This window comes from Paraburkholderia sartisoli (genome assembly GCF_900107685.1).
GTDB lineage: Bacteria > Pseudomonadota > Gammaproteobacteria > Burkholderiales > Burkholderiaceae > Paraburkholderia > Paraburkholderia sartisoli.
Genome location: NZ_FNRQ01000005.1, coordinates 67,495 through 93,312, shown reverse-complemented (window position 1 = coordinate 93,312; position 25,818 = coordinate 67,495). Strand labels below are relative to the sequence as shown.

The window sequence follows — 25,818 nt, the reverse complement described above, 5'->3', positions numbered from 1 at the left end:
ACGTCATGAGTCAGATGGAAAAGACGCTGACCGCCGCCGTCGTGCAGATGAGCAGCACCGACGACGTTGCATACAACCTCGAGCAGGCGCGCCACTGGGTCACCGAAGCGGCGCGCGCGGGCGCGACGCTCGTGAGCCTGCCCGAGTACTTCTGCTGGATCGGCAACGACGAAGCGGAGCGCGTCGCGCTGGCCGAGACGCCAGGCGACGGGCCGATCCAGCACGCGCTCGCGCAACTCGCGCGCGATACCGGCACGTGGCTGATCGGCGGCACGGTGCCGATCCGTCCGGCAGGAGCGCAGGCCGGCACGCATGCGTACAACACGTCGCTGCTGTTCGACCCGACCGGCGAGTGCCGCGCGCGCTACGACAAGATTCATCTCTTCAGCTTCAGCCAGGGTGCAGAGCAGCACGCGGAAGGCGATACGATGGTGGGTGGCGACAGCGTCGGCACGGCGTACGGGCCGTTCGGCACGCTGCGGCTTTCCGTCTGTTACGACCTGCGTTTTCCCGAGTTGTACCGTGCGGGTCCGGTGGCGGATGTCATCGCCGTGCCCGCGGCGTTCACGCATACGACGGGCCTCGCGCACTGGGAGCTGCTGCTGCGTGCGCGTGCCGTCGAAAATCAGGCGTACGTGCTGGCTTCCGGCCAGTGCGGTACGCATCCAAACGGCTGGCGGACTTTTGGTCACAGTATGATCATCGGACCGTGGGGTGAAGTGCTCGCGCGACACGACGACGAGCCAGGCTTCGCGATCGCGACGCTCGGTTCCTCGGTGCTCGATGCGGTGCGCGAACGCTTGCCGGTACACAGGCACAAACGCATCGCAACGCCGTCCGGCGTCACGACGGATTAACCAGAAGATCAAACGGAAGGAGATCATCCATGAAGCTGCTCAGGAACCTGCTGGCGATAGTCTGTGCATTCGCCTCGGTGTCGGCCATCGCCGCCGACGCGACGACCCTGCGCTTCGGTCTCGAGGCGCAATATCCGCCGTTCGAATCGAAGGGTGCGAATGGCGAGCTGCAGGGCTTCGATATCGACATCGGCAACGCCGTCTGCGCGACCGCGCATCTGAAGTGCTCGTGGGTCGAGACGTCGTTTGACGGCCTGATTCCCGCGCTGCAGGGCCGCAAGTTCGATGCGATCAACTCGGCGATGAACGCCACCGAGAAGCGTCGACAGGCCATCGATTTCACGAACATCATCTACCGTGTTCCGACGCAGCTGATCGCGCGCAACGGCAGCGGCCTCCTGCCGACGCCGGAATCGCTGAAGGGCAAGCGCGTCGGCGTGCTGCAGGCTTCGATTCAGGAAACGTACGCGAAGGCGCATTGGGAACCAGCCGGCGTGAACGTCGTGTCGTATCAGGACCAGAACCAGGTGTACGCGGATCTCGTGTCCGGTCGTCTCGATGCCACGCTGGTGCTCGCGCCGGCGGGACAGACAGGCTTTCTGTCGCGTCCGGACGGCAAGGATTATTCGTTCGTCGGCCAGCCGGTGCGTGACGACAGGATTCTCGGCAGCGGCATCGCATTTGGCCTGCGCAAGGGCGACGATTCGCTGAAGAAGCAGCTCGACGCCGCGATCGTGAAGCTGCAGACGGACGGCACGGTAAAGACGCTGGCGCAGAAGTATTTCGGCAGCATCGACGTTTCGCCGAAGTAACGAAGTGGTTTGACCTGCCCGCGGGTCGGCACACTCAAGTGCGAGGGCGGGAGCGACTCAGGCGACGCCGGTTTGCCGGGCCTGCAACTGTTCGAAAGCGTCGACAATCCGCTCGACGAACACGTTCTTGTGAGCGAGCACACCGGTGTTCGCCTCACGATGAACCAGCATGGTTGCGTTTCCTTCGAACACCAGCACGCGGCCGTCGGGCAGCAGCGCAAAGTCGATGCCACCGTAGTCGAGATCGAGACGCCTGCCGATTGCGGCGATCGCATTCATCGCACGTTCTCCCAGCACCGCGCCGCATTCCTGCAGGAAGCGGCGTTCCTCGTCGATCTTCCAGTCCGCCGTGATCATGTCCGCGGAAAAGTAATGCACGATCCAGTGCGATGAAATCGCGAGATGGTAGGGGAACGGCGCCCTGTCGACAAACACGGTCCGGTATTTGCGAAAATGCCCGTCCGCGCTGCGGAAGTCGTGGAATGCCGTCAGGTAGTGCGGGGCGGTGAAGGTTGCGAGCGCTGACCACAGCGCGTCGATCGAGGCGTGCATCGTCAGCCCCTCACCGCCATGCTTCGCGAGCGGGCGCGTCAGAACCGGAAAGTCGATGCCTTCGCTGACGAGCCGGTCTGCGAGGGCGTCGACTGAGCCGGGCATCGTTTCCAGCAGGATGCATGGCGCGACCACCACGTCGTCGAGACCGGCAAGGAGCGTGGGCAGCCTGTCCCGCCTGGTTCGCGCGACTGCCGCCGGCGGGTTGAGCAACGGGCGATTGCACCGCTGCGCGAAGCGTTCGAGACGTGGCGCGAGCGGTTCCGCAATGTCCGGTTCACCGACCGCGTTGAAGACCAGATCGAACGGCGGCAACTGATCGTCTTCCGCGTCGCCTGCGTAGTCGATTGCATACTTGATGCGATAGCTCGCGCCGGGTGGAAGCAGCGTGTCGAACGGGACGTTTCCTGCAACGTTGCCGGTACACAGGATCAACACCTTGCGCGGCGCGTTGTCGGCGGGCTCCACATAGATCCGTTGCAGCCGGTAGGCATGCGCGCGATGCGCCTGCGCTTCGGTGACGTTGCCCGTCGCGTCATGGACGGCAGCGAGATTCTGATGCGCTATCGCGAGATCCGGGTCGACGTCCAGCGCGATCCCATACCAGCGCCTCGCCGATTCATGGTCGCCGTTCATGAAGAAGACGGTCGCGACGTTGAAGAGCGGAATCGCCCACGGCTGCGGCAGCGTCTTCATCAACTCGAAGGTTTCGATGCCAATTCCGTGAGCGAGATAACCGGTCTCGTTGCCGGCATCGCGCATCGCGTCGGACATCGAACGATGTAGCCCGACGTTCAGCGGGTCGGCATCCAGCAGATGCGTCAGGTGTGTGATCGTCTGCGAAGTCTGCACGGTCCTGTCATGATCCGTGAGTTGCGCCGCGCCGGACACGTCGTTCCGTGGTTCCGTTTTGTCGTCGCCTGCTTGCGTGGGATTCGCCATGTTGTTCTTCAGATAGAGCATGCAGGGTTGCGCGTGAGCGCCGCTTCAAACGCGCTCGGCGGAAAACGCCGTCAAGGCGTGAGCCAGTGTCTCCACCGCCTGAGGGGTGACGGCGTTGTATAGCGAGGCGCGCAGGCCGCCAAGCGAGCGATGTCCTTCCAGCCCCACCATGCCCCGTTCCCGCGCGCAGACGAGAAACGCGTCGTCGAGACGCCTGTCGCCGAACGTGAAGGCGACGTTCATCTGCGAACGCCAGCGGCGGTCCGCGTGAACGGCGACGCAACCGTCGAGCGAATCCAGCGCTTCGTACAGGCACCGCGACTTTCTTTCGTTGATATTCTGCATGGCGCTCAAGCCACCGATATCGAAGCGCAGCCAGCGCGTCACCAGCGTCAGGACGTAGATCGCGAATACCGGCGGCGTGTTGTAGTTCGAGCGATGCGAAATATGGGTGCGAAAGTCGAGAATGGACGGCAACCCATCCGGGATGCGCTCGAGCAGCGATCGGTCGATGATCGCAACCGTGACGCCGGCTGGGCCGAGATTCTTCTGCGCATGCGCGTAGATCATCGAAAACAGCTCGGGCCGGATTGGCTTCGACAGAAAATCCGATGACATGTCCGCGACGAGCGGCACGTCGGACGCTTCTTCGCAGGAAGGGAACTGCAACCCTTCCACTGTTTCGTTCGATACGTAATGCAGGTAGGCGGACGAGCGGGCCACATCCAGCGCGCGCAGATCGGGCAGTTGCCGGTAACCGCCTGAGCGGCCATCCCATGCGATTTTTGCTGGACACACGCGTGCAGCTTCGGCCGAAGCTTTCGCGCTCCAGTAGCCGGCGTTGATGTATTCAGGCGGCGCGTTCGCTGCTGCGGCGAAGTTCATCGGGATCATCGCGAATTGCAGACTGCTGCCGCCCTGGAGAAAGGTCACGGCGTAGTCGTCGGAGATGCCTAGCAGGTGACGAAGATTCGATTCGGCTTCGTGCAGGATCGCGTTAAACCAGTCTGACCGGTGGCTCATTCCGAGTACGGACAGACCGGTCTCCGGGAGCGTCGCGATTGCCTCCCGAGTTTGCGCCAGGACCGTTTCCGGCAACGCGCCTGGGCCGCCAGAAAAATTCAGTGAATTCGGTGTCATGTTTCGTGCGTCGATGTCCGATGCGTGCGTCGGGTGGTTTGCCGGGACTCAGACGTTCAGGCGCACCACGATTGCCAGATTTGCCGGTAAATGGTCTCGACGTGACCGGCGAAGCGCGCGCCGTCCATCAGCGGCGATTGCGCCATGCGTGAACGTAATGTTTGTCGCAAGCCAGCAAGACGCGGCAGGTTCGCGGCCAGCTCAACGGCAAGCCGGACAAACGCGTCATCCGAATGCGCCGCCATTTCGTTCAGGCCGAGATTGAAGAGCTGGCTCATGCCGGCGCGACCGACAGCGGTCTCTCCCACTCGCGTAATCACCGGCACGCCCATCCACAGCGAGTCGAAGCTTGTCGTGTGGCCGTTGTACGGAAACGTGTCGAGCCCGATGTCGATCTCGTGATACGTGCGCAGGTATTCAGCGCGCGGGCGGAACGGGACGAAACGGACGCGCTGAATGTCGATGCCCTGTCGTTCCATGCGTGCCGCAAGACTTTCGCGTGCGTTGCCAGCGGGCGCCATGAGCAGCAATTGCGCGCGTGGCACTTCGCGTAGCACCGCTGCCCACATCCCGAGCGTGCGGTCGGTCAGCTTGCAGGGATTGTTCAGGCAGCCGAACGTCAGATGGCCGGCCGTCAGCGCGGGCAACGCATTCACGGCGGGTTGATCCGTCAACGGGTCGTAGCACCAGAACGAGTCCGGCAGGCGCAGCGAGCGTTCGCTGTACAGGGTGTCGTTCGAGGGTGGATCGAGACGTGGATCGGTCAGACGGTAGTCGATCGCGTCCAGACCCGTCGTGCCGGGATATGCGAGCCATGCCACCTGCACCGGTGCGGGCTTGCGGGCGAACAGCAAAGGCCTGCCGTCGGCCATGTGCATGGCCAGATCGACGAGGATGTCGATGCCGTCGGCCCGGATCTGTTGCGCGAGGCGGCCGTCGTCGAATCCATGGACATCGCGCCATACGTCGGCATAAGCGGCGATTCGCTGCGTCAGAGCGTCGGGCCGCTCGACGCTCGCGTAGCAGTAGACCTCGAACTGATCGTGGTTGTGATGAGACAGCAGCGGCACCGTAAACAGCGACTGGCAGTGGTCACGAAAATCCGGCGAGACGTAACCAATACGCAGCCGCCGGTGAGCGTTGCGATCGTTCGCATGTGGCTCGCGCGTGGCACGCAGCGGCGCTTCGTGACGGGCCGACCAGCGGCGGCATTCGTCAAACGCGGCCTCGCCGTTTTCCGACTGAAACGTCAACGCGTAGGCAAGGTTGCTGTGCGCGACCACGTTGCCGGGATCGCTCTGCACCGCGCGGCGATAGTGGACGATGCCTTCGTCGAGCGCGCCACTGTCTTTCAGGACATTGCCGAGGTTGTTGTGCGACGCCGAATGATCTGGATCGATGGACAGTGCCGCTCTGAAAAGCGTCTCCGCTTCGGCCGTCCTGTGCAGCGTGCGCATCAGGTTGCCTGCGTTGTTGCAGGCCGCCACGAAGGCGGGACGTGCCCGCAGCGCTGCATCGAACGCATCGAGCGCGGAGTCGAATTCGCCCAGGTCCCTGCACACACGTTCCCAAGGTTGTTGTACGCATCCGCGTGATGCGGGTCGAGCGCGATCGCCAAACGGTATTGAGCCTGTGCTTCGTGACGCTTTCCTAGCGCGTTCAGCGCGTTGCCCAGGTTGTAGGCGGCCTCCGGAAACTGCGGGTCCAGTGCGAGCGTGTGCTCAAGCAGGGTCGCGGCTTCGTCGAATCGACGCTGTTCGAGCAGCGCCACGCCCAGATTGAGCAGGCTTGCCGGGGAGTCCGGCATAAGCTGTACCGCTTTGTTCAAGAGTGCGACCGCGTCGTCGATCTGGCCGCGCATCTGGAGCAGCGTGCCGAGGTTCGTGAGGGCGCTCACGTAGTCGGGCTGCACGGCGAGGGCGCGACGATAGCTGGCCTCCGCCTGCGCGGTATCGCCGAGTTGCCGCTGGCAGTTGCCCAGGTTGTTCAACGCATCGACGTTTGCAGGGTCGAGCGCAATCACCGATTCAAAGGCCGCCGCTGCCGCGTGCGTGTCCCCGCTCAATTGAAGGGTGCTGGCGAGCGCAAACCACAGATCCGTGGAGGCGGCTTCTGATGCAAGTAGCGCGCGGTAAGTGGCGACCGCCTCGTCGAAACGCTGCGACGTCGCCAGTACCTGGGCGCGGGCGAAGTGGTAGCGGGCTTCCTGCGGAGCGTGGGACAGCGCGCGGTCGAGCCATGCGAGTGCGTCGTCGCATGCGCCGCATTGCAGCGTGAGTACGCCAAGGCGAAACATGACGTCGGCTTCGGCCGGGTACACGGCAAGGACAGTTTCATAAAGACTGCGTGCGCCCGCGAGGTCGCCTGCAAGGTGCCGCTCTTTTGCCAACGCCAGATGCTGATCGGGCAGCATGGATGTTTTGTCTCGTTCTGAAGGGAGTGGCGACGGGCATGTCCCTGTCCGCTTGAACGAGCAGCATATCGAGCGCCCCTTTCTGGACGTTTACCGTGGCGTTACCGCAAATTACTTTCAGATAGCCGTCGGATGTAAGGACGATCGGCGCGGCCGGCTTTGCGTGGGCGGTGGCTTTTTTGACGGTCGCTTACGCGCCGCCGTGGCGGAAATACACGAGCAGGAGCGACAGCGTGACGAGCGAGCCGAGCGTCGACAGCAGGATGGTGCGCGACGTGATGTGCGCTTCGCGTCGATAGAATTCGGCGAGCATGTACGGGCCGGTGCCGGTCGGCAGCGCGGCCAGCATCACGGCCATTTGAACGAGCGTCACGGGCAGGGTGAACACCCGCGCCGCAAGCCACCACGTTACAGCGGGTTGCAGCACGAGTTTGACCGCGGTCAGCATCAACGCATCGTGCGATCTTTCGCCTGCCGGACGTTTTTCCGCCAGGAAAAGCCCGAGGCTCACCAGCGCGCATGGGCTCGCCGCCCCGCCCAGGAGCTTCAGGAACGTCTCCGCGCTTGCGGGCATCGTCACGTGCGCGACGGCCATCATTGCGCCCGCGATCGGAGAGACGATCAGCGGATTGCGCGCGAGCGATCCGATCACCTTCATGCCGAGCCTGTGCGGCGTGCGTTCCGTCTGAAGTCCCACTTCGATCAGAACGATCGCAATCGAGAACAGCACGCACGCGACCAGGATCGTGGCGATCGTCGTCGGTGTGAGGCTTGCGTTGCCGAACACGATCATGCACAGCGGAAAGCCGATGTATCCCGTGTTTGGGTACGCGGCGGCGATCGCGTCGACGCTGGCGTCGGCGAGATGCCGGCCGCTCAACAGGCGCACGACGAGTATCAACACGAAGACGCCCGCGCATGCGAGTGCGAACGTGCCGATGAAGGACGGCTGATCGAGTTGCCGCCATGTGGTGTGCGCCATGATGTCGAACAGCAACGCGGGTAATGCGAGCCATACGACAAAGCGGTTCAGTTCCGACGCGGCGGTGGGGCCAAGCAGCCCGCGGCGGCGACAGGCGAAGCCGGCGAAGATCAGCCCGAAAACGGGTAGCAGGATTTCAGGCGTCGAGAACATCGGTTGGACGTGTTGCAGGGAATGCGAAAGCGTAGTGGTTCGCGTTGATACAATCCAATGCTGAATTCTCTTTTCAACAATACCTTTTCTGCATCGTGATCGACATCAGGCCACTTCGATACTTCGTGACGCTCGCCGAGACACGTCATTTCGGCCGGGCGGCGGCGCGGCTCAATCTCACGCAGCCGCCGCTCAGCCGGCAACTGGCTGCGCTGGAGGCGTCGCTGGGTGTGACGCTGATCGAGCGCAGTCCGCGCAACGTCACGCTGACGGCTGCGGGCGAGCGCTTTTATGGCGACGCGCGCGCGATTCTCGCCGCGCTCGATCAGGCCGCGAAGAACGCGCAGGCGGCTGCCGCGGGCGAAGCGGGCACGCTGGGCATCGGATTCACAATGTGCGCGGCCTACAGCGTCGTGCCGCGTTACGCGCGTGCGTTCGGCGACGCGTATCCGGACGTGGCGCTGAACCTGCGCGAGGTTGTGTCGAACGATCTGGCGGCGCAGGTGCTGGCCGGACATATCGATGCCGCGATCATGTTTCCAGGCCTGCCGGACAAAGGGCTTGCGACGCGCACGGTCGTGACCGAGCCGCTCTGCGTGGCGTTGTCGCGGACGCATCCGCGCGCACGGGCGCGCCGGCTGAAGATTGCGCAACTGGCCGGAGAAGCGTTCGTGATGGCATCGAGCGAAGTCGCGCCGACGCTGCGCGCGACGATCGTCGAGCATTGCCGGACGGGTGGGTTCGAACCGGACATCCGCTTCGAAGTGCAATTGCAGCAGACGGTGCTGAGTCTCGTCGATGAAGGTGTCGGTATCGCGCTCGTGCCGGCGTCGATGCGCAAGGCACAGCTGGCTGGGGTGGTCTTCAGGCCGCTGATGGATGCGCCGATGACCGAGCAGGTGCTGGTGTGGTCGCCCGGGAACCGGAATCCGTGTCTGGCGCGGTTTCTGGCGCTGGCTTAGGGGCGAGTTTGGTTATCGGAAATGGTCCGGATAAAAGCAAGAGGCCGGTTAGCGAAAGCTAACCGGCCTTTGAGATTTCTTTGGTGGTGTGAGTGAGTTGAACACTCGATCTGCGGATCAAGAGTCAACTTTTCCAAGGAAAGCCATAACGGCGACGCTCGACCGCATCGAACCGTGCAGACCGGTCGTGTTAACCAGCGCCGGCTAGTCGCGAAACGCTGGAGCCGGTCACAATTACAATGGCACCCTACGCGATTGAAGCGTTTGTTCGCTTTACGTCTGCGCCTGGTTGTCGTCCTTAATTGCTGCTATTGGCCGGCGATGCCGTGCTCGGGGTCGCCAGCGTGTTGTGGCTCCCGAAAGCGCTGGCGCCAGGCGTCGAGTTATTGTTCGTGCTGTTCTGCGGGCGCGAGTTCGGCGAGCCGGTGCCCATGCCGCTGTCCGAGCTGGTGGCGCCAGGCGTGCCGTAGCCACTCGTTGTATTGGCGGCCGGTGACACGGTGGTCGGAGTCGCCAGCGTGTTGTTGCTCTGTGCATAAGCGCTGCCCGACAGCGCGAGTGCGGCGACGGCCGCGATTAATGTGCTGATTGCCTTGTCCATGATTCGTTCCTCCGTGATTGGGCTGGAATATCGACGCAGCCGATCGCCGTCTGCCTGACCATGATTGAGCAATTACCGTGACCGGGATCGACGCGAACGAACTCATGCAGCCAGCATGCACAGTTGAATGGCACGAGATCGTGATAACGGGCGGCCGCGGGGGGCACATGACTGCTCGATACCAGGGGCAATGGAAATCATCTAACAGACTGATTTCCTGAAACGCTCCGGACAGTATAGGTCAAGCAGCGAATGCCCGCTGTCGGTGCCGCCGGATCGTCGGCGGCCTGCACATCCGGCCTGGCCGGCATCTGCCTGCGTCGCTTGGGGCAAGAGCGGCAGCCGTCCGCTTCAGGACTGGCTTGAGGCGATCGCTTCTGTGGGTTCGACCCATCGGTTCTGCGACGACCCGGCTAGCATCACGCAGTTTCTGCCGTTGGCTTTTGCGGCATAGAGCGCGGTGTCGGCTCTCGCCATCACCGCGGCAAGGGTATCGCCGGCACCGAACTCGTCGACGCCGGCGCTCAGTGTGCATGTAACCTCACCGGCCGGAGCGTGCGAAACAGACGCCGCGACGATTGCGCGCAACCGGTTTGTGAGGCGGGCAGCCTCCTCTTTCCCGGTCAGTGGAAGCAGCAGTGCGAACTCCTCACCACCGATGCGGCCAAGGACATCGCTTTGTCGAATTTCGCGCGAGATTGTCAAGGCAACATGCGCAAGCGCCTGGTCACCGGCTGCGTGCCCGTATCTGTCATTGATGCGCTTAAAGTTATCGATGTCCAGAATCGCGATAGACAGCTTCGACTTCGCCGCCTTTGCCAGGTCAAACAGCGCCTCGGCCCGGGCGATGAAAGCCCGTCGCCCTAGCACGCCCGTCAGATCGTCGATGGTCGCCAGGCGTTCCATCCGCTCCGCAAGCCGGTCATGAGCCAGCATGACCATGCCCACCGACAGGCATGGCAACGTCAGCGTGGCCATGGCGAGAAACGCGACGTTTATCGGCGTCGCCTCCAGAAAAGTAGTTTGATGCACCAGACCGAGTCCGTATATGACACAACGGACTGCGTGGACAATCGCCCCGAGGACCGCGGCAACAGACACGAAGTGGTAGCTATATTTGGGTCTGCCCGCCGGCCGGTACCGCTGCACAATCCAGCCGATAGCAGACCGGATATAGGCGAGAAACCCCGAAATCACCGCATTTCGGGCATTGACGTCAGGTGATACGTAGGTCCAGTAGACGAGTCCAACCAGAATCGCACCGACCGCGCCGTATTCCCAGATAACCGATGGCCGCAGATGAAAGAACTGCCGGAAGCCCTGAAGGCCGAGGAGCGAGGCCACAACCAGCAATGTGCTCGCGCCTGCTACGACAATATCCGACCTGGGTAAAAGGAGGAGAGCGGCGGTGATGGTCAGCAGACCACTTGCCACACACCAATGGCGTATCCCGGGAATCTGGGCGTGAAACAGCGAGCCGAGAACGGCGAAGCTCATCAGGCAGGACAGAATCGCGATGCCGATAAGGGCGGTCGAGATAGGCATGGCAGCGTGACCAAGGAGTGTGAGCCATGACGGCACCTGGCGTGAGACGAGGTCGCGCAACTACATGGGCTACCTCCGCGCAGGCGCATATCGTACCGGAAAAAATTTCGACGTCAGTGCAATCCGGAGGTCAAAACTTCGGTAATTTTCGCCATTTCCAGGCTTCATGCGAAAGTTGGGATCGCCTGGTCTGGATTCTTCCGTTCCGGCAGATTTCCGGTAAAGGCCAGTTTTGGACGCCTGCGCACGCGGACTACAGACGAAAAAAAAGCACCGCGATTTCTCGCTGGTGCCTGATTTCCTGCTGCTAAATTCGGTGGTGGGGCGTGAGTGACTCGAACACTCGACCTACGGATTAAGAGTCCGCTGCTCTACCAACTGAGCTAACGCCCCAAACAGACTGCGAATTATGCACGAGTCCCCGCTACTTGCCTAGCCCCTTTCGCAGATTTCCTAAAAAAATCTATCGGACGGGTCCTGCAAGCGCATCGAGGCCGTGCGTGCAGAACCCGCACACCCGCTCCAGAACACGCACTCCAGCCGCGCCCGGTATGATGTCGCGACAACACGCCGCGCCTGCCAGCGCGGCCCGAACCGGGGACACACGATGGACGACAACGCAATCCGCGAACTGCTAGACCGCGTACTCGCGCCGTGGGTGCGCGCGCTCGCGCTGACGCCCGTCAAGGTCGACGACGAGAGCGCCACGCTGCGTCTCCCGTTCTCCGGCGAGCTGCGGCATTCGGGCGGCGTGATCTGCGGCCAGGTCTTCATGGCCGCGGCCGATACCGCGATGATCGTCGCCATTTCGGCCGCGCTCGGTGGCTTCAAGCCGATGACCACCGTTTCGCTCAACATCAGCTTCATGAAGGCCGTCCGCAAGGGCGACGTGCTCGTCACGGCGCGCGTGCTGCGCCTCGGCCGCAATCTCGTGTTCGGTGAAGTCGAACTGTTCGACGAAGACGGGCGGCTGGCCGTCCACGCCACCACCACCTACGCGCTGCTCGACTGAGCCAGCCGCGCAACATCCAGATGGCGACGCGTCCACCGCGTCGCACCGGAGGAATCAGTCACGATGTTCGATCAGGTCGTATTCGCGGGCGGCGGCAATCGCTGCTGGTGGCAGGCGGGCTTCTGGGACGTCGTCCAGCCCGAACTGCACATCAAGCCGCGCGTCATCTCCGGCATTTCGGCGGGCGCGGCCACGGCATGCATGCTTTATACGAACGAATCCAGCTGGGTGATGCGCTATTACGAGCACGCGCTGCGAGAAAACACGAAAAACGCGTACTGGGGCAACCTGCTGCGCGGGCAATCGGTGTTTCCGCACTACCGGATCTACCGTCAGGCGCTACTCGATATTTATGGCGACCGTTTCGCTTCGCTCGCGAAGGCGCCGGAAATCCGCATCGGCGTGTCGCATCTGCCGCGCTGGCTGGGCGCGCGTAGCGCCGTCGCAGCCGGGCTGATCGCGTACAACATCGAAAAATACGTCCGCAAGACGCTGCATCCGACGCTCGGTCAGACGCTCGGCTTCCATCCGGAATTCGTGCGCGCGCAGGATTGCGCGACGGTCGAAGATCTCGCCGACCTGATCCTGCAATCGTCGAGTACGCCGCCGTTCACGCCCGTTCTGCGACGCAACGGCCGCCCGGTGCTGGACGGCGGAATGGTCGACAACGTGCCCGTCGGCGCCCTCGACGAAACGCCCGGCATGGTCCTCGTGATGGTGACGCGGCTCTATCCGCGTCCGCAGATGTTCGTCGTGCCGCACGGCACGCAGCAGCGTCTGTACGTGCAGCCGTCGCGCAAGGTGCCGATTTCGAGCTGGGACTACACCAGCCCGTCGCAGATGCAGCACGCGTATAACCTTGGCCGCGTCGACGGCGAGCAGTTCCTGCAACGCGTGCCCGACCTGCTGGGCGCCGCCGCTCACGACTGAACCGCGACGCGCCCATACAGACCTCGCACTACAGACAAAAGCGCAAGGAGTCCGGTTTACCGGCGTCGTCCGCCCTGCAGCGCTTCCGGATTCGCGACGCTCGACGTGTCGCCTCCGTCGAATGCGAGGATGTTTTTGAACGCCGCGCCGAAGTACAGCTCGTAGCTTTCCCGTTCGACATAGCCGATGTGCGGCGTGCAGATCACGTTTTCCATCCGCAGCAGGCTGTAGCCCTGCAGGATCGGCTCGCTCTCGTACACGTCGATCGCCACCATGCCCGGCCGGTTGTGCGAGAGCGCGCCCATCAGCGCGTTTTCTTCCAGCAGTTCAGCGCGGCTCGTGTTCACGAAGAGCGCGGTCGGCTTCATGCGCATCAGGTCTTCCTGTCTCACGATGCCGCGCGTGTCGTCATGCAGGCGCAGATGCAGCGACAGCACGTCGCTCTGCTCGAACAGCGCCTCGCGGCTTTCGGCGACGTCGAAGCCGTCCCCCTTCGCCGCTTCGCGCGAGTGTTCGCGCCCCCAGATCAGCACGTTCATGCCGAATGCCTTGCCGTAGCCCGCAAGCAGGCGGCCGATCTTGCCGTAGCCCCAGATCCCGAGCGTCTGGCCGCGCAAAACCGTGCCGAGCCCGAAGTTCGGCGGCAACGCCGACGTCTTCAAACCCGACTGCTGCCAGGCGCCCTGCTTAAGGTTTGCTACGTATTGCGGAATGCGCCGCTGGGCGGCCATGATGAGTGCCCACGTCAGTTCGGCGGGCGCGATCGGCGAACCATTGCCTTCCAGCACGGCGATGCCGCGCTCGGTACACGCGGCCATGTCGATGTGGCTTGATGCCTTGCCCGTCTGGCTGATCATGCGCAGATGCGGCAATTTATCGAGGAGTTGCGAGGTGATACGCGTACGTTCGCGAATCAGAACCAGCGCGTCGACTTCGGACAGGCGGCTTGCCAGCTGGCCCAGTCCACGGACGGTGTTGTTGAAAACCTTGACTTCATGGTCGGCGAGCAACTGGAAGCAATTGAGCTTGCGAACGGCGTCCTGGTAATCGTCGAGGATGGCAATCTTCATGGCGTGTGTTTTGCTGCGCACTTAATGGGCGCGGAACGGAGTGATAAGCTGAATGTCCCAACATGTGATTTACATGCATGCTGGTACTGCGGATTGAAGCCCTGTCGAACGGGACCGGAACATCGGCATCGTGTCAGACAGGCAGGATTCACCCCTGTTTTTAACAGTTTGTTGCCAATCGATGCAAGCCGCTTTACAGACGGTTTCGAACAACAGGCTGGCAGGCCCACGACGTCATGCACAATCCGGCGGGCCGGAACATCGGCGAAGCAGGATTGGATGCCTCTCGCAGCAGCGTTGCTGGGCTGGTTACCGTTTTTTCTTTCAATAACAGAACGGAGACAGCTCGATGAACCATCCCGCATTCAATGGTCAGGCCGCCGTAGAGGCACCGGCCTGGATCAGGCACCGGAAACTGATCGACTGGGTTCAGCGCGTTGCCGCGTTGACGAAGCCGGACCGCGTCGTCTGGTGTGACGGTTCGCAGGAAGAGTATGACCGGTTGTGCGCGCAGATGGTCGCGTCCGGCACGCTCACGCAGCTGAATCCGGCGAAGCGTCCCAACTCGTATCTCGCGTGCTCCGACCCGTCCGACGTGGCGCGCGTCGAGGATCGCACGTTTATCTGCTCGCAGCGCAAGGAGGACGCCGGCCCGACCAACAACTGGCTTGAACCGGCCGACATGCGCTCGACGCTCGATGGTCTTTTCGACGGCGCGATGCGCGGCCGCACGATGTACGTCGTGCCGTTTTCGATGGGACCGCTCGGCTCGCCGATCGCGCACATCGGCGTTGAACTCAGCGACAGCCCATACGTGGTGACGAACATGCGCATCATGACGCGCATGGGCCGCAAGGTGTACGACGCGCTCGGCGAGGACGGCGACTTCGTGCCGTGCGTGCATTCGGTCGGCGCGCCGCTCGCCGCGGGCGCGAAAGACGTGCCGTGGCCGTGCAACGACACCAAATACATCGTCCATTTCCCCGAGTCGCGCGAAATCTGGAGCTACGGCTCGGGCTACGGCGGCAATGCGCTGCTGGGCAAGAAATGCTTCGCGCTGCGGATCGCGTCGACGATGGGCCGCGACGAAGGCTGGCTCGCCGAACACATGCTGATTCTCGGCGTGACGTCGCCGGAAGGGCGTAAGTATCACGTCGCGGCGGCGTTTCCGTCGGCTTGCGGCAAGACCAATTTCGCGATGCTGATTCCGCCGAAAGGCTTGAACGGCTGGCGCATCTCCACCATCGGCGACGATATCGCCTGGATCAAGCCAGGCAGCGACGGCCGCCTCTACGCGATCAATCCGGAAGCGGGTTATTTCGGCGTCGCGCCGGGCACGAGCGAAAAGACCAACTTCAACGCGATGGCGTCGCTGAAGGAAAACGTCATCTTCACGAACGTCGCGCTGACGGACGACGGCGATGTCTGGTGGGAAGGCATGACCGACGAGCCGCCCGCGCACCTGATCGACTGGCAGGGCAAGGACTGGACGCCCGCGATCGCGAAGGAAACCGGCCGCAAGGCGGCGCATCCGAACGCACGCTTCACGGCGCCGGCGTCGCAATGTCCTTCGATCGATGCCGAATGGGAGAACCCGGCCGGCGTAGCGATCGACGCGTTCATTTTCGGCGGCCGCCGCTCGACGACCGTGCCGCTCGTCACCGAGGCGCGCAACTGGGTCGAGGGCGTCTACATGGCCGCGACGATGGGCTCCGAGACGACGGCTGCCGCAGCTGGCCGGCAGGGCGTGGTGCGCCGCGACCCGTTCGCGATGCTGCCGTTTTGCGGCTACAACATGAGCGACTACTTCAGCCACTGGCTGCGGACCGGCGAGCGCCTCGCGCGCCTGAACGTGCAGATGCCGAAAATCTTCTGCGTAAACTGGTTCCGCAAGGGCGCCGACGGCAAGTTCGTGTGGCCGGGTTTCGGCGAGAACATGCGCGTGCTGCGCTGGATGGTCGGTCGTGTCGAGGGCGACGCGAACGGCGCGGAACACGCGTTCGGCATCTCGCCGGCCTACGACGACATCGACTGGAGCGGCCTGGATTTCACGCGCGACCAGTACGACGAGGTGATTTCAGTCGACGATGCCGCCTGGCGCGAGGAACTCGACCTGCACGCCGAGCTGTTCGACAGGCTGGAGCGCGGCCTGCCACCGGCATTGCAGGAAACGCGAACGGCGCTGCGCAACCGGCTCGCCGCATGACAATGTGAGCACACGCTTCGCTATTGCAAGCCGCTCAGTTCAAGCCGCCTTCGGGCGGCTTTTTCATGACCGGTGCTGGGAGAATTCTTGCCGCTTTCGCGGCACTTTCGACAGTTGAGCATAGCCTTTCGGCATTTTCCGCAATGGTTGCTTCGACGATCGCGGCCTTCTTATTGTTTCTGAATTCAGAGTAATCGAGAGATTCATCTTCCATTAAAGGGCACAATCGCACAAATTTTTATGCAATCGCTGTGTTTCCAGGCAACTTCTGCAGGATTTCAGGAGTCGGAGGAGAATTCGCCATTCGCAGTTCGCTTCGCCTTCCTGGGAAGAAAAAAGCTGTAACACGCAGGAGTTGTCTTATGGATCATTTGCAGTCGATGCGAGTTTTCGTCAAAGTGGCGGATCTCGGTAGCTTTGCCCGCGCAGCCGGTGCGATGGATATCTCGAACGCTGTCGCGACCCGGCATGTGGCCGATCTCGAAGGTCGGCTTGGCACGCGGCTTCTCAACCGGACAACCCGTAGTCTCTCACTGACCGAATCCGGTCAGGTTTATCTCGAACGCGCGCGCCAGATTCTCGACGAGCTGGAAGACGTCGAGCAGATGGTGGTGGCGCGCAATCATGAACCCGTCGGCACGTTGCGCATCGTCGCGCCCGTGGTGTTCGGGCTGCACAACCTCGCGCCGGTGCTGCAGACGTACGCCGAGCGCTATCCGAAAGTCATCCCCGATGTCACGCTGGTCGACCGGCAGGTCGATCTCGTCGAAGAAGGGTTCGATGTGGGTGTCGTGATCGCGCGGCATATGCGCAGCGCGAGCATCGTCACGCGGCGCCTGACCACCGGTTGCATGACCGTATGCGCGACGCCCGCGTATCTGGAAAAGCATGGCACGCCGACGCGTCCCGAGCATCTGACCGAACATCCGTGCCTGAGCCTGCCGTCCGAATATTGGGGCGACGAGCGTGTCTTCACGGGGCCGGATGGTGAAGTGCGCGTGCGTCCGACGAACGTGATCGTCGCGAACAACACGGAGATGCTGCGTCAGTTCGCGATGCTCGGCATGGGCATCGCGATCCTGCCAAGCTATCTGATTGGCCGCGACACGACGCGCGGCAAGCTGGTGCGCCTGATGAGCGATTACCGTTTGCCGCAGGTCGAGATCAACATCGCGTACCCGAGCCGCCGGCATCTGCCGGCCAAGGTGCGCACGTTTATCGATCACCTTGTCGAGCATTTCAACCAGACGCCGAACAGCCAACTGGGCGAGCAATGGGTCAAGGACGGCCTCATGCGCCCGTCCGCGCCGGCGATGGCGCCTTCCTCGGACCGCATGCCGCCCGAGGCGTTCGATGGCGCTGAGCCGCTGTCCAGCCTGCTGGATAGCGAAGTGCCCGCAGCCAAGCCGGTCAAGTCCAGTCCACGGACACGACCGACGGCGTTGTCTCCGCTTTAAGTCAAGCGGGCCGAGACGCAAAAAAAAGCGCAACCTTGATGGTTGCGCTTTTTTTATTGCACGCGCGCGCCGCCGTGCAAAGCCGGCGCGCGTCGTATCGTCTACGAGCCGGTCTTGCGCGCGACGGCCTTTTTCGCGGGTGCTTTTTTGGCGGCAGCGGTTTTGGTCGCAGTCTTTTTAGCCGCCGTTTTCCGTGCCGGTGCAGCCTTGGCCGTGACGCCTGCTTCCTGCGTTTCGGTCTGCGCGTCGTCGCTCGCGCCGACGGCCTTTTTGGTAGCCGTCTTCGCCGCGGTTTTCGCTGAAGGCTCTTTCTTCTCGAACTCGAAGCCGATCTTGCCGTCGCTCTGCTTCACGAGGAACGCCTTGAAGTTGCGACCGGTACGCGACGACTTGAAGTTCGTCAGCAGATCGGTGCGCCCTTCTTCGAGCAGCTTCGACATCTGTTCGCGGCTGATTTCCTGTTGAAGGATCACCTTGCCCGAACGGAAGTCGCAGGTTTTCGGATTCGCCACCGAGTTCTCGCAGACGAAGCTCATCCCGTGTTCGAACACGCGCGCCTTGCACTTCGGGCAGGCGCCGACCGGCTCCTGCGCGGAGAAATCAGGCGGTTCGCCATCTTCGCCGCCTGAGTCCTGGCCGAAGTCGAACTCGAGCTTGTAGTTCTTCGTTTCGTCGTCGAACGAGAGCTTGAGGATGGCCGAGAACGGGCGGCCCATCTTGCTGCGAAAGCCCGAGAGCGGGCCGATCGTCTTGTTCTGCAGCAGTTCCTCGACTTCCGGAATCTCGAACTGACGGCCGCCTGGAATCTTCGAAATCGAAAACTCGCACTTCGTACACGCGAAGCGCCTGTAGTTCTCCTTGACCTGGCCGCCGCAATTCGGACACGGCGTCTCAAGCGTGGCGTAGTCGCCCGGGATTGTGTCCGAGTCGTATTCCTTCGCGCGCTTGACGATGGTTTGCGTCATGCGCGCGATTTCCTGCATGAACTCGTCGCGCTTCAGGTTGCCGCGCTCCATCTGCGCGAGCTTGTGCTCCCACTCGCCGGTGAGTTCCGGCGCGGTCAGTTCCTCGACGCCCAGGCCGCGCAGCAGCGTGGTCAACTGGAACGCCTTGGCGGTCGGAATCAGATCGCGGCCTTCGCGAATCAGATACTTTTCGCCCAGCAGACCTTCGATGATGGCGGCGCGCGTGGCCGGCGTGCCGAGCCCCTTGGCCGCCATCGCCTCGCGCAGTTCGTCGTCCTCGACGAGCTTGCCCGCGCCTTCCATCGCCGAAAGCAAGGTGGCTTCGTTGTAGCGCGCAGGCGGTTTCGTCACGAGCTGATGGGCCGCTACCTTGTCGGTCTTGACCTTCTCGTCCTTCTTTACGGGCACGAGGTTCGCGTCTTCGCCGCCGATTTCGCGGCCATAGATCTGCAGCCAGCCCGGCTCGACCAGTACCTTGCCCTCGGTCTTGAAATGATGACCGACGACTTCCGTGATGCGCGTCGTTACCTTGAATTCGGCCGCCGGGAAGAACACCGCGAGGAAGCGCTTCACGACGAGGTCGTACAGCTTCTGCTCCGGTTCGGACAGCGCCTTCGGTGCCTGCAGTGTCGGGATGATTGCGAAGTGGTCGCTGATCTTCGAGTTGTCGAAGATGCGCTTGTTCGGCTTCACCCAGCCCTTGTCGAGCACCTGCTTCGCGAACGGCAGATAGTTGTTGCTCTCCTTCAGCATGTCGAGCGTGCTCTTCACGGTCTCGATATAGTCTTCCGGCAGCGCGCGCGCATCGGTACGCGGATAGGTCAGCACCTTGTGCCTTTCGTACAGCGCCTGGGCGAGACCGAGTGTGTTCTTGGCCGAAAAGCCGAAGCGGCCGTTGGCTTCACGCTGAAGGCTCGTCAGGTCGAAGAGCGCGGGGGAAAGTTGCGTCGACGGTTTCGATTCTTCCGTCACCGTGCCGATCTGGCCGCGGCAGGCGGCGACGATCGTTTCGGCGGCCGGCACGCTCCAGAGGCGCGAATCGCGCTTTTCCGGATCGAACTCGTCTCTCTTGAATTTCGGGTCGTACCAGCGGCCTTCATAGAAGCCCGCCGAACAGACGAACTCGGCTTTCACTTCCCAATAGTCGCGCGGCACGAAGCGGCGAATCTTCTCTTCGCGCTCGACGACGATCGACAGCGTCGGCGTCTGCACGCGCCCGACGGTTGTGAGGAAGAAGCCGCCGCCCTTGCTGTTGAACGCGGTCATCGCCCGCGTGCCGTTGATGCCGACGAGCCAGTCGGCTTCGGAACGGCAGCGCGCCGCATCGGCGAGCGGCTGCATTTCCTCGTCGCTACGCAGACGGGCGAAGCCGTCGCGGATCGCGGCCGGCGTCATCGATTGCAGCCAGAGACGCTGCACGGGTTGCTTCGCTTTCGCGTGCTGCGCGATCAGACGGAAAATCAGCTCGCCTTCGCGCCCCGCGTCGCATGCGTTCACCAGCCGGTCGATGTCCTTGCGCTTGAGCAGCTTCGTCAGCACCTTCAACCGCGACTCGCTTTTTGCGATCGGATTCAGGTCGAAATGCGGCGGGATGACCGGCAGATTGGCGAAGCTCCATTTTCCGCGCTTGACTTCGTATTCCTCGGGCGCCGCGATCTCGAGCAGATGCCCGACCGCCGACGAAAGCACGTAGTCGTCGCTTTCGAAGTATTCGTCATGCTTGGTAAAGCCGCCCAAAGCGCGTGCGATGTCGTTCGCGACGGAAGGCTTTTCGGCGATGATCAGTGCTTTGGACATGACTGGGATGTGAGTATGTGGATCGGGTTTATGGCCCTTTAACGACCGCTTTATAGCACACGCCGCTGCAACAACGATTCCTGTGCTTCAAAAAGCGGCTCATCATAATTGGGAGCCCGCCAGTCAGGCAAGCGCGGCTCCCATACCCGGGGGCGCCATGGAAGCCTTGCTGGCTGTGCGTTTCAGTGTTTGATACCGCCTTTTCCAGCCTTCTGGCGATCTACCGCAACGTGTCTTCGCACGACTCGCCGCGCATCAGGCCCGCCTCCCTGCGATGCTTTCAGGCAACCGCCAGTGCGGGTCGCAGTTTCGGCGCACCCGTGACACCTGGCAGCGCGGTGGACTCGGCCAGCATGCGCTCGACGATGCCCGCTTGCGGAAGCACGGTGCCGAAAAAGCGTGTCGTGCTGGCGTCTTCGATCAGGATCGTCGGAAAATTTTCCACGTCCAGATCGTCGAAGCGGTCCGCGTGCGTTTCGATGTCGATCCAGGCAAAACAGATGTCGGGATGGCGATCTGCCAGCCGGTCGAACGCGTCGCGATACTCGCGGCACGTTCCGCACCACTGCGCGCACAGACACGCGACGAACAACGTGTCGCGGTTGTGGATACGCTCGGCGATCCGGTCCTGATCGGTGTCGAGATTCAGCGCGGGCATGGCGATTCCTTGCGTATTTGTGTCAGGTGCTTTGGCGCGAATGTAGCATGGCGCGCCGTCAGCCGTGGCTGGCCCGAACGAAGCGCCCGCCCGGCAACACGCTCAGGTGGCCGGCCAGTTCCAGCTGCAGGAGCGCGGCCTGCAACCTCGCCTCGACCATTTCGGTGCGCGTGGCGAGAATTTCAAGCGTGGCCGGCGAATGGCCGAGCGCGTCGAGCAGTTGCTGGGCTTCCGGCGCGAGCGAAGTCTCGATGCCCGAAGGCGCGCGAAGCGACGGCCGCGCGACCGCCGGAACCGCGAACCCGAGTTCTTCGAGCACGTCTTCGGGCGTCTCGACGAGTTTTGCGCCCTGCTTGATCATCCGGTGACAGCCGCGCGAGAGCGGTGCGTGAATCGAGCCGGGGATCGCGAACACATCGCGTCCCATTTCGTTCGCGAGCCGGGCGGTGATCAGCGACCCGGAGCGCATTGCCGCTTCGACGATGAGCACGCCGCTCGACAGCCCCGCAATCAGCCTGTTGCGCTGGGGAAAGTGGGCGGAGCGCGCCGGCGTGCCGAGCGGCCATTCCGACACGATGACGCCCGTCGCCGCGATCTGGTGTGCAAGCTGATGATTTGCCGACGGGTACACCACGTCCGCCCCCGTTCCGATGACCGCAACGGTACTGCCGGGTCCGGCGAGCGCGCTGCGATGCGCGGCGGCGTCGATACCCAGCGCGAGCCCGGATACGACGGCGAGGCCTGCGTCCGACAGCGCCCGAGCAAACCGGCCTGCGTCTTCGACGCCCTGTGGCGTCGCGCTGCGGCTACCGACCACGGCGATGCTTCGCGCGTGGAGCAGTTCGAGTTTCCCCTTTATATATAGCAGCGGTGGCGGATCGGGCATGGTCAGCAGCGTCGGCGGGTAAGCCGGGTCGCCCAGCGTCAGCACCTGGTTGCCGGGCGCCTCGCGCCATGCGAGGACTGCGGCGAGCTGTTCGTCGAAACCCGCCGCGGGCGGCGCGAGCACGGCGCGCGCGGACGCTTCGCTGCTTGCCGCCGCGATTGCAGCGAACGGTTGACCAAGCAGCGCCTCCGGAAGCCCGAAAGCATCGAGAAGCGTGCGCAGGACGGCGGGTTTGAGTCCGCGCGCCAGCGAAAGCCGCAGCCACGCGGCGAGTTCACCATCAGTCATCGGCAGGGTACGCATTGCGTGTCAATCCTTTACGGGCAGCGGCCGGGCGGTCGCCATGCTAAAATTTTCATCATCCGGAATAAAAGCAGTGCCGCGCCCGCCCGCGCGTGCCTTTCAGTCGTGCGTCCAGCCCTGTGTTGAATCGAACTGGTTCGACGACATATCCTCCGCATAACCCGATGGGCCCACAAGCTGGCCAGATGGCCATATATGAGACCCGGCCCGGTATCGGACTGAAAGCGGCCGCGACGCGCAGCGCTCACTCACTCTCATCAGAACCATGGCTTTACTGAACATCCTCAACTATCCCGACAAGCGCCTGCACAAGATCGCGAAACCCGTCGAAGTGGTCAATGACCGCATCCGCCGGCTGGTCTCCGATATGGCCGAGACGATGTACGCGGCGCCGGGCGTTGGCCTTGCGGCAACGCAGGTCGACGTGCATGAACGCGTGATCGTGATCGACGTATCTGAAACACACGACGAACTGCAGGCGTTCATCAACCCGGAAATCATCTGGTCGAGCGACGAGAAGAAGCTTTCCGAAGAAGGCTGCCTGTCGGTGCCCGGAATCTACGACGACGTCGAGCGTGCCGAGAAGGTGCGTGTGCGTGCGTTGAACGAGAAGGGCGAGACGTTCGAACTCGACTGCGAAGGCCTGCTCGCCGTGTGCATCCAGCACGAAATGGATCACCTGGTGGGCCGCGTGTTCGTCGAATATCTGTCGTCGCTCAAGCAGACGCGCATCAAGAGCAAGATGAAAAAGCTCGCGCACGCGATGTAACGCGTTCCTGTCCTGCTAACGCCCCTGTACATGAACCATTCGCTACGCGTCATTTTTGCCGGTACGCCGGAATTCGCCGCCGAGGCACTTGCCGCGATTCACGCGGCCGGATTTCCGGTGCCGCTCGTTCTGACACAACCTGATCGCCCCGCCGGCCGCGGCATGAAACTGCAGGCGAGCCCGGTGAAGCGCTTCGCGCTGGAACATGGCCTCGATGTCGCGCAGCCGCCCTCGTTACGCCGGAACGGCAAATATCCGGCCGAAGCCGGCGCCGCCATCGACCAGTTGCGAGCGACACCGCACGACGTCATGGTCGTGGCCGCGTATGGACTGCTGTTGCCTCAGGAGGTGCTCGATATCCCGCCGCACGGCTGCATCAACATTCACGCGTCGCTGCTGCCGCGCTGGCGCGGCGCGGCGCCGATTCACCGAGCGATCGAAGCCGGCGACGCCGAAACCGGCATCACGCTGATGCAGATGGACGTCGGCCTCGATACCGGCGCGATGATTTCCGAAGCCCGCATGCCCATTTATCCCGACGACACCACGGCGACACTGCACGACCGGCTCGCGCAGGCTGGCGCCACCTTGATCGTCGACGCGCTCGTGGAACTCGAGCGCTCGGGCAACCTGACGTCCGCTCCGCAACCCGCCGACGGCGCAACGTACGCCGAAAAGATCGCGAAGCACGAAGCGGCGCTCGACTGGCGGCGTCCCGCCATCGAGCTTGCGCGCCAGGTTCGCGCGTTCGACCCGTTCCCGGGCGGCGTGGCGACGCTCGAAGACGGCACCGCGCTGAAAATCTGGGCTGCGGAAGCACTCGACGCCATTGGCTCTGCACGTGAAGCCGCGCCAGGCACGATCGTGGAGGTCTCCCCGGAGGGCGTGGTCGTCGCGAGCGGCGACGGCGCGCTGCGCCTCACGCAACTGCAGAAGCCCGGCGGCAAACGCCTGCCGGTGCGCGAGTTTCTTGCTGGCTCAACCGTCGCCGCCGGACAGCGTTTCAAGCTGCCCGAAGCGCGGTAGTCGCCATGTCTTCCGCGCTGCGGCGCCCTGATTTTCGTGTCGTTCAGGCAGGATCGTAAGGCCACCGGCGTCGCCGCACCATATGCCGTTCGGCCAGATCGCGCCGCCGCCTCGCGGCGCGTTAGAATCGTTTGTGCATTCCCCACGCGCTCGAGGTTTCAATGTTTGGCATCACTCATTTCGCTTTTTTCGTCGTCGCGGTTTTCCTGCTGAACATAACGCCCGGCCCTGACACGGCTTATATCGTCGGGCGCAGCGTTGCGCAGGGGCGCGGTGCGGGGCTGATGTCGGCGCTTGGCATTTCGGCCGGGTGCTGCGTGCATTCGCTTGCCTGCGCGTTCGGTCTGACCGCGCTGCTTGCGGCGTCGGCCACGGCGTTTACCGTCATCAAGTTCGTCGGCGCGATCTACCTGATCTACCTTGGCGCACGTTTGATCTTTGCGAAGCCGGCGGTAGAGTCGTCCGATCCGGCGAAGACCGCACCTTCGCGCGCGCCCGGCGCGCCGAAATCGCTGCGCCAGCTTTTCCTGCAGGGCTTCTGGACGAACGTGCTGAACCCGAAGGTCGTGCTGTTCTTCGTGTCGTTCTTTCCGCAGTTCGTCACCGCGGATAGCGCGCACAAAACCCTGGCGTTCCTGGCGCTTGGCGTGGTCTTCGTCGTGATGAGCATGGTCTGGAACAGCTTCGTCGCGTGGATCGCCGGCAGCGTGACGCAACGCTTCTCCGGCAAGCCCGGTGTGAAGAAGTGGCTCGACCGTGGCGTGGGTAGCGCGTTCGTCGGTCTGGGCATCAAACTCGCCACCGCGTCACGCTGATTGAATTTTCCCTGCGCGCCCATATCTAACAAATCGCTTACAATCGGTCGCCGCACTCGGCGGCTTCACAGGTAAACGCGCATTCGGGCAAGGAGTACAGGACATGTTTAACTGGGTGAAAACCGCGATGCTGATGGCCGCGATTACGGCCCTTTTCATCGTGATCGGCGGCATGATCGGCGGCTCGCGGGGCATGATGCTCGCGTTCCTGATCGCCATCGGCATGAATTTCTTTTCGTACTGGTTCTCGGACAAGATGGTGCTGCGCATGTACAACGCGCAGGAAGTCGACGAAACCAGTGCGCCGCAGTTTTACCGGATGGTCCGCGAACTTGCCACGCGCGCGAACCTGCCGATGCCCAAGGTCTACCTGATCAACGAAGACGCGCCGAACGCCTTCGCGACGGGCCGTAACCCCGAGCACGCGGCCGTGGCAGCCACGACGGGCATCCTGCGGGTGCTGTCGGAGCGCGAAATGCGCGGCGTGATGGCGCACGAACTGGCGCACGTGAAGCATCGCGACATCCTGATTTCGACGGTGTCGGCAACGATGGCGGGTGCGATTTCGGCGCTGGCCAACTTTGCGATGTTCTTTGGCGGGCGCGACGAGAACGGCCGCGCGTCGAACCCGATCGCGAGTATCGCCGTGGCGATTCTGGCGCCGATCGCAGGCGCGCTCATCCAGATGGCGATTTCACGCGCGCGTGAGTTCGAAGCGGATCGCGGCGGCGCGCAGATTTCGGGCGACCCGCAGGCGCTTGCGTCGGCGCTCGACAAGATTCATCGCTACGCGAGCGGCATTCCGTTCGCGACTGCCGAAGCTCATCCGGCAACGGCTCAGATGATGATCATGAACCCGCTCGCAAGCGGCGGCATCGCGAACCTGTTTTCCACGCACCCGGCCACGGAGGAACGCGTGGCGCGTCTGATGGAGATGGCGCGAACCGGCCGCTTCGAATGATTTG

23 protein-coding genes and 1 tRNA gene are annotated in these 25,818 nt (G+C 63.0%); 11 read left to right on the top strand and 13 right to left on the bottom strand.

The features are described from left to right. Positions 1 to 5 precede the first annotated feature (5 nt). Both BLV45_RS16320 and BLV45_RS16315 read left to right on the top strand, forming a co-directional pair. Positions 6 to 857, top strand: a complete 852-nt coding sequence (locus tag BLV45_RS16320; protein WP_090534925.1) for a carbon-nitrogen hydrolase family protein — start codon at positions 6 to 8, stop codon at positions 855 to 857. Between the two features lie 29 nt (positions 858 to 886). Further along, positions 887 to 1,669 carry an ABC transporter substrate-binding protein gene (locus BLV45_RS16315; protein WP_090534922.1) on the top strand — a complete coding sequence of 261 codons (783 nt, stop codon included), beginning with the start codon at positions 887 to 889 and terminating at the stop codon, positions 1,667 to 1,669. 57 nt (positions 1,670 to 1,726) lie between these two features. Here the strand turns inward: BLV45_RS16315 and BLV45_RS16310 are convergent, their stop codons facing one another. The 5 genes from BLV45_RS16310 to BLV45_RS16295 all read right to left on the bottom strand — a co-directional run bounded on the left by BLV45_RS16310 (position 1,727) and on the right by BLV45_RS16295 (position 7,851). Continuing rightward, positions 1,727 to 3,184: an ATP-grasp domain-containing protein gene (locus BLV45_RS16310; RefSeq protein WP_090534920.1), complete on the bottom strand. Its 1,458-nt coding sequence runs from the start codon at positions 3,182 to 3,184 to the stop codon at positions 1,727 to 1,729. A gap of 24 nt (positions 3,185 to 3,208) precedes the next feature. After that, entirely contained in the window at positions 3,209 to 4,303 is a 1,095-nt protein-coding gene (locus BLV45_RS16305; protein ID WP_090534918.1) for a phosphoserine transaminase, read from the bottom strand. Positions 4,304 to 4,359: 56 nt separating this feature from the next. Continuing rightward, on the bottom strand, positions 4,360 to 5,865 hold the full coding sequence (locus BLV45_RS27935; RefSeq protein WP_245753319.1) for an O-linked N-acetylglucosamine transferase, SPINDLY family protein: 1,506 nt from the start codon (positions 5,863 to 5,865) through the stop codon (positions 4,360 to 4,362). Next, on the bottom strand, positions 5,760 to 6,716 hold the full coding sequence (locus BLV45_RS27930) for a tetratricopeptide repeat protein (RefSeq protein WP_245753318.1): 957 nt from the start codon (positions 6,714 to 6,716) through the stop codon (positions 5,760 to 5,762). Before BLV45_RS27930 ends, BLV45_RS27935 begins: the two co-directional genes overlap by 106 nt. A 190-nt stretch (positions 6,717 to 6,906) precedes the next feature. Next, a complete protein-coding gene (locus tag BLV45_RS16295) occupies positions 6,907 to 7,851 on the bottom strand; it encodes an AEC family transporter (protein WP_090534915.1) in 945 nt (314 codons plus the stop codon). A gap of 95 nt (positions 7,852 to 7,946) precedes the next feature. Here BLV45_RS16295 and BLV45_RS16290 point away from each other — a divergent pair, with 95 nt between their 5' ends. Further along, complete coding sequence (locus BLV45_RS16290) at positions 7,947 to 8,813, top strand: LysR family transcriptional regulator (RefSeq protein WP_090534911.1); 867 nt, start codon at positions 7,947 to 7,949, stop codon at positions 8,811 to 8,813. 298 nt (positions 8,814 to 9,111) lie between these two features. Here the strand turns inward: BLV45_RS16290 and BLV45_RS16285 are convergent, their stop codons facing one another. The 3 genes from BLV45_RS16285 to BLV45_RS16275 all read right to left on the bottom strand — a co-directional run bounded on the left by BLV45_RS16285 (position 9,112) and on the right by BLV45_RS16275 (position 11,352). Further along, the gene (locus BLV45_RS16285) at positions 9,112 to 9,414 is read right to left on the bottom strand and encodes a hypothetical protein (RefSeq protein ID WP_090534909.1); all 303 of its coding nucleotides are present in this window, start codon (positions 9,412 to 9,414) and stop codon (positions 9,112 to 9,114) included. Between the two features lie 351 nt (positions 9,415 to 9,765). Then, positions 9,766 to 10,959: a GGDEF domain-containing protein gene (locus BLV45_RS16280; protein ID WP_090534906.1), complete on the bottom strand. Its 1,194-nt coding sequence runs from the start codon at positions 10,957 to 10,959 to the stop codon at positions 9,766 to 9,768. A gap of 317 nt (positions 10,960 to 11,276) precedes the next feature. Then, positions 11,277 to 11,352: transfer RNA gene (locus BLV45_RS16275), tRNA-Lys, on the bottom strand. A 214-nt stretch (positions 11,353 to 11,566) separates the two neighbouring features. On the opposite strand from BLV45_RS16275, the gene BLV45_RS16270 reads away from it, so the two are divergent. After that, positions 11,567 to 11,971 carry a PaaI family thioesterase gene (locus BLV45_RS16270; protein ID WP_090534903.1) on the top strand — a complete coding sequence of 135 codons (405 nt, stop codon included), beginning with the start codon at positions 11,567 to 11,569 and terminating at the stop codon, positions 11,969 to 11,971. 63 nt (positions 11,972 to 12,034) lie between these two features. Continuing rightward, positions 12,035 to 12,901, top strand: a complete 867-nt coding sequence (locus tag BLV45_RS16265) for a patatin-like phospholipase family protein (protein ID WP_090534900.1) — start codon at positions 12,035 to 12,037, stop codon at positions 12,899 to 12,901. Positions 12,902 to 12,957: 56 nt separating this feature from the next. Here the strand turns inward: BLV45_RS16265 and BLV45_RS16260 are convergent, their stop codons facing one another. Beyond that, entirely contained in the window at positions 12,958 to 13,971 is a 1,014-nt protein-coding gene (locus tag BLV45_RS16260; protein ID WP_090534897.1) for a D-2-hydroxyacid dehydrogenase family protein, read from the bottom strand. A gap of 349 nt (positions 13,972 to 14,320) precedes the next feature. Here BLV45_RS16260 and BLV45_RS16255 point away from each other — a divergent pair, with 349 nt between their 5' ends. Further along, the gene (locus BLV45_RS16255; RefSeq protein WP_090534895.1) at positions 14,321 to 16,177 is read left to right on the top strand and encodes a phosphoenolpyruvate carboxykinase (GTP); all 1,857 of its coding nucleotides are present in this window, start codon (positions 14,321 to 14,323) and stop codon (positions 16,175 to 16,177) included. Between the two features lie 34 nt (positions 16,178 to 16,211). On the opposite strand, the gene BLV45_RS27140 is transcribed toward BLV45_RS16255, so the two are convergent. After that, complete coding sequence (locus BLV45_RS27140; protein WP_143130435.1) at positions 16,212 to 16,391, bottom strand: hypothetical protein; 180 nt, start codon at positions 16,389 to 16,391, stop codon at positions 16,212 to 16,214. 148 nt (positions 16,392 to 16,539) lie between these two features. On the opposite strand from BLV45_RS27140, the gene BLV45_RS16250 reads away from it, so the two are divergent. Next, positions 16,540 to 17,634 carry a LysR family transcriptional regulator gene (locus tag BLV45_RS16250; RefSeq protein WP_090534892.1) on the top strand — a complete coding sequence of 365 codons (1,095 nt, stop codon included), beginning with the start codon at positions 16,540 to 16,542 and terminating at the stop codon, positions 17,632 to 17,634. 101 nt (positions 17,635 to 17,735) lie between these two features. Here BLV45_RS16250 and BLV45_RS16245 read toward each other — a convergent pair whose 3' ends face one another. The 3 genes from BLV45_RS16245 to dprA form a co-directional block, all read right to left on the bottom strand. Continuing rightward, complete coding sequence (locus tag BLV45_RS16245) at positions 17,736 to 20,396, bottom strand: DNA topoisomerase III (RefSeq protein WP_090534889.1); 2,661 nt, start codon at positions 20,394 to 20,396, stop codon at positions 17,736 to 17,738. A 280-nt stretch (positions 20,397 to 20,676) separates the two neighbouring features. Then, positions 20,677 to 21,054: a thioredoxin family protein gene (locus BLV45_RS16240; protein ID WP_090534887.1), complete on the bottom strand. Its 378-nt coding sequence runs from the start codon at positions 21,052 to 21,054 to the stop codon at positions 20,677 to 20,679. A 58-nt stretch (positions 21,055 to 21,112) separates the two neighbouring features. After that, a complete protein-coding gene (dprA, locus tag BLV45_RS16235) occupies positions 21,113 to 22,243 on the bottom strand; it encodes a DNA-processing protein DprA (RefSeq protein ID WP_090534884.1) in 1,131 nt (376 codons plus the stop codon). Between the two features lie 265 nt (positions 22,244 to 22,508). Between dprA and def the strand changes: the two genes are divergently transcribed. The 4 genes from def to htpX all read left to right on the top strand — a co-directional run bounded on the left by def (position 22,509) and on the right by htpX (position 25,814). After that, a complete protein-coding gene (def, locus tag BLV45_RS16230) occupies positions 22,509 to 23,012 on the top strand; it encodes a peptide deformylase (RefSeq protein ID WP_090534882.1) in 504 nt (167 codons plus the stop codon). 30 nt (positions 23,013 to 23,042) lie between these two features. After that, positions 23,043 to 24,038 carry a methionyl-tRNA formyltransferase gene (gene fmt, locus BLV45_RS16225; RefSeq protein ID WP_090534879.1) on the top strand — a complete coding sequence of 332 codons (996 nt, stop codon included), beginning with the start codon at positions 23,043 to 23,045 and terminating at the stop codon, positions 24,036 to 24,038. Positions 24,039 to 24,199: 161 nt separating this feature from the next. Next, positions 24,200 to 24,853, top strand: coding sequence for a LysE family translocator (locus tag BLV45_RS16220; protein ID WP_090534877.1), 654 nt, complete (start codon positions 24,200 to 24,202; stop codon positions 24,851 to 24,853). Positions 24,854 to 24,956: 103 nt separating this feature from the next. Then, positions 24,957 to 25,814, top strand: a complete 858-nt coding sequence (gene htpX / locus BLV45_RS16215) for a zinc metalloprotease HtpX (RefSeq protein WP_090534876.1) — start codon at positions 24,957 to 24,959, stop codon at positions 25,812 to 25,814. Positions 25,815 to 25,818: the final 4 nt, after the last annotated feature.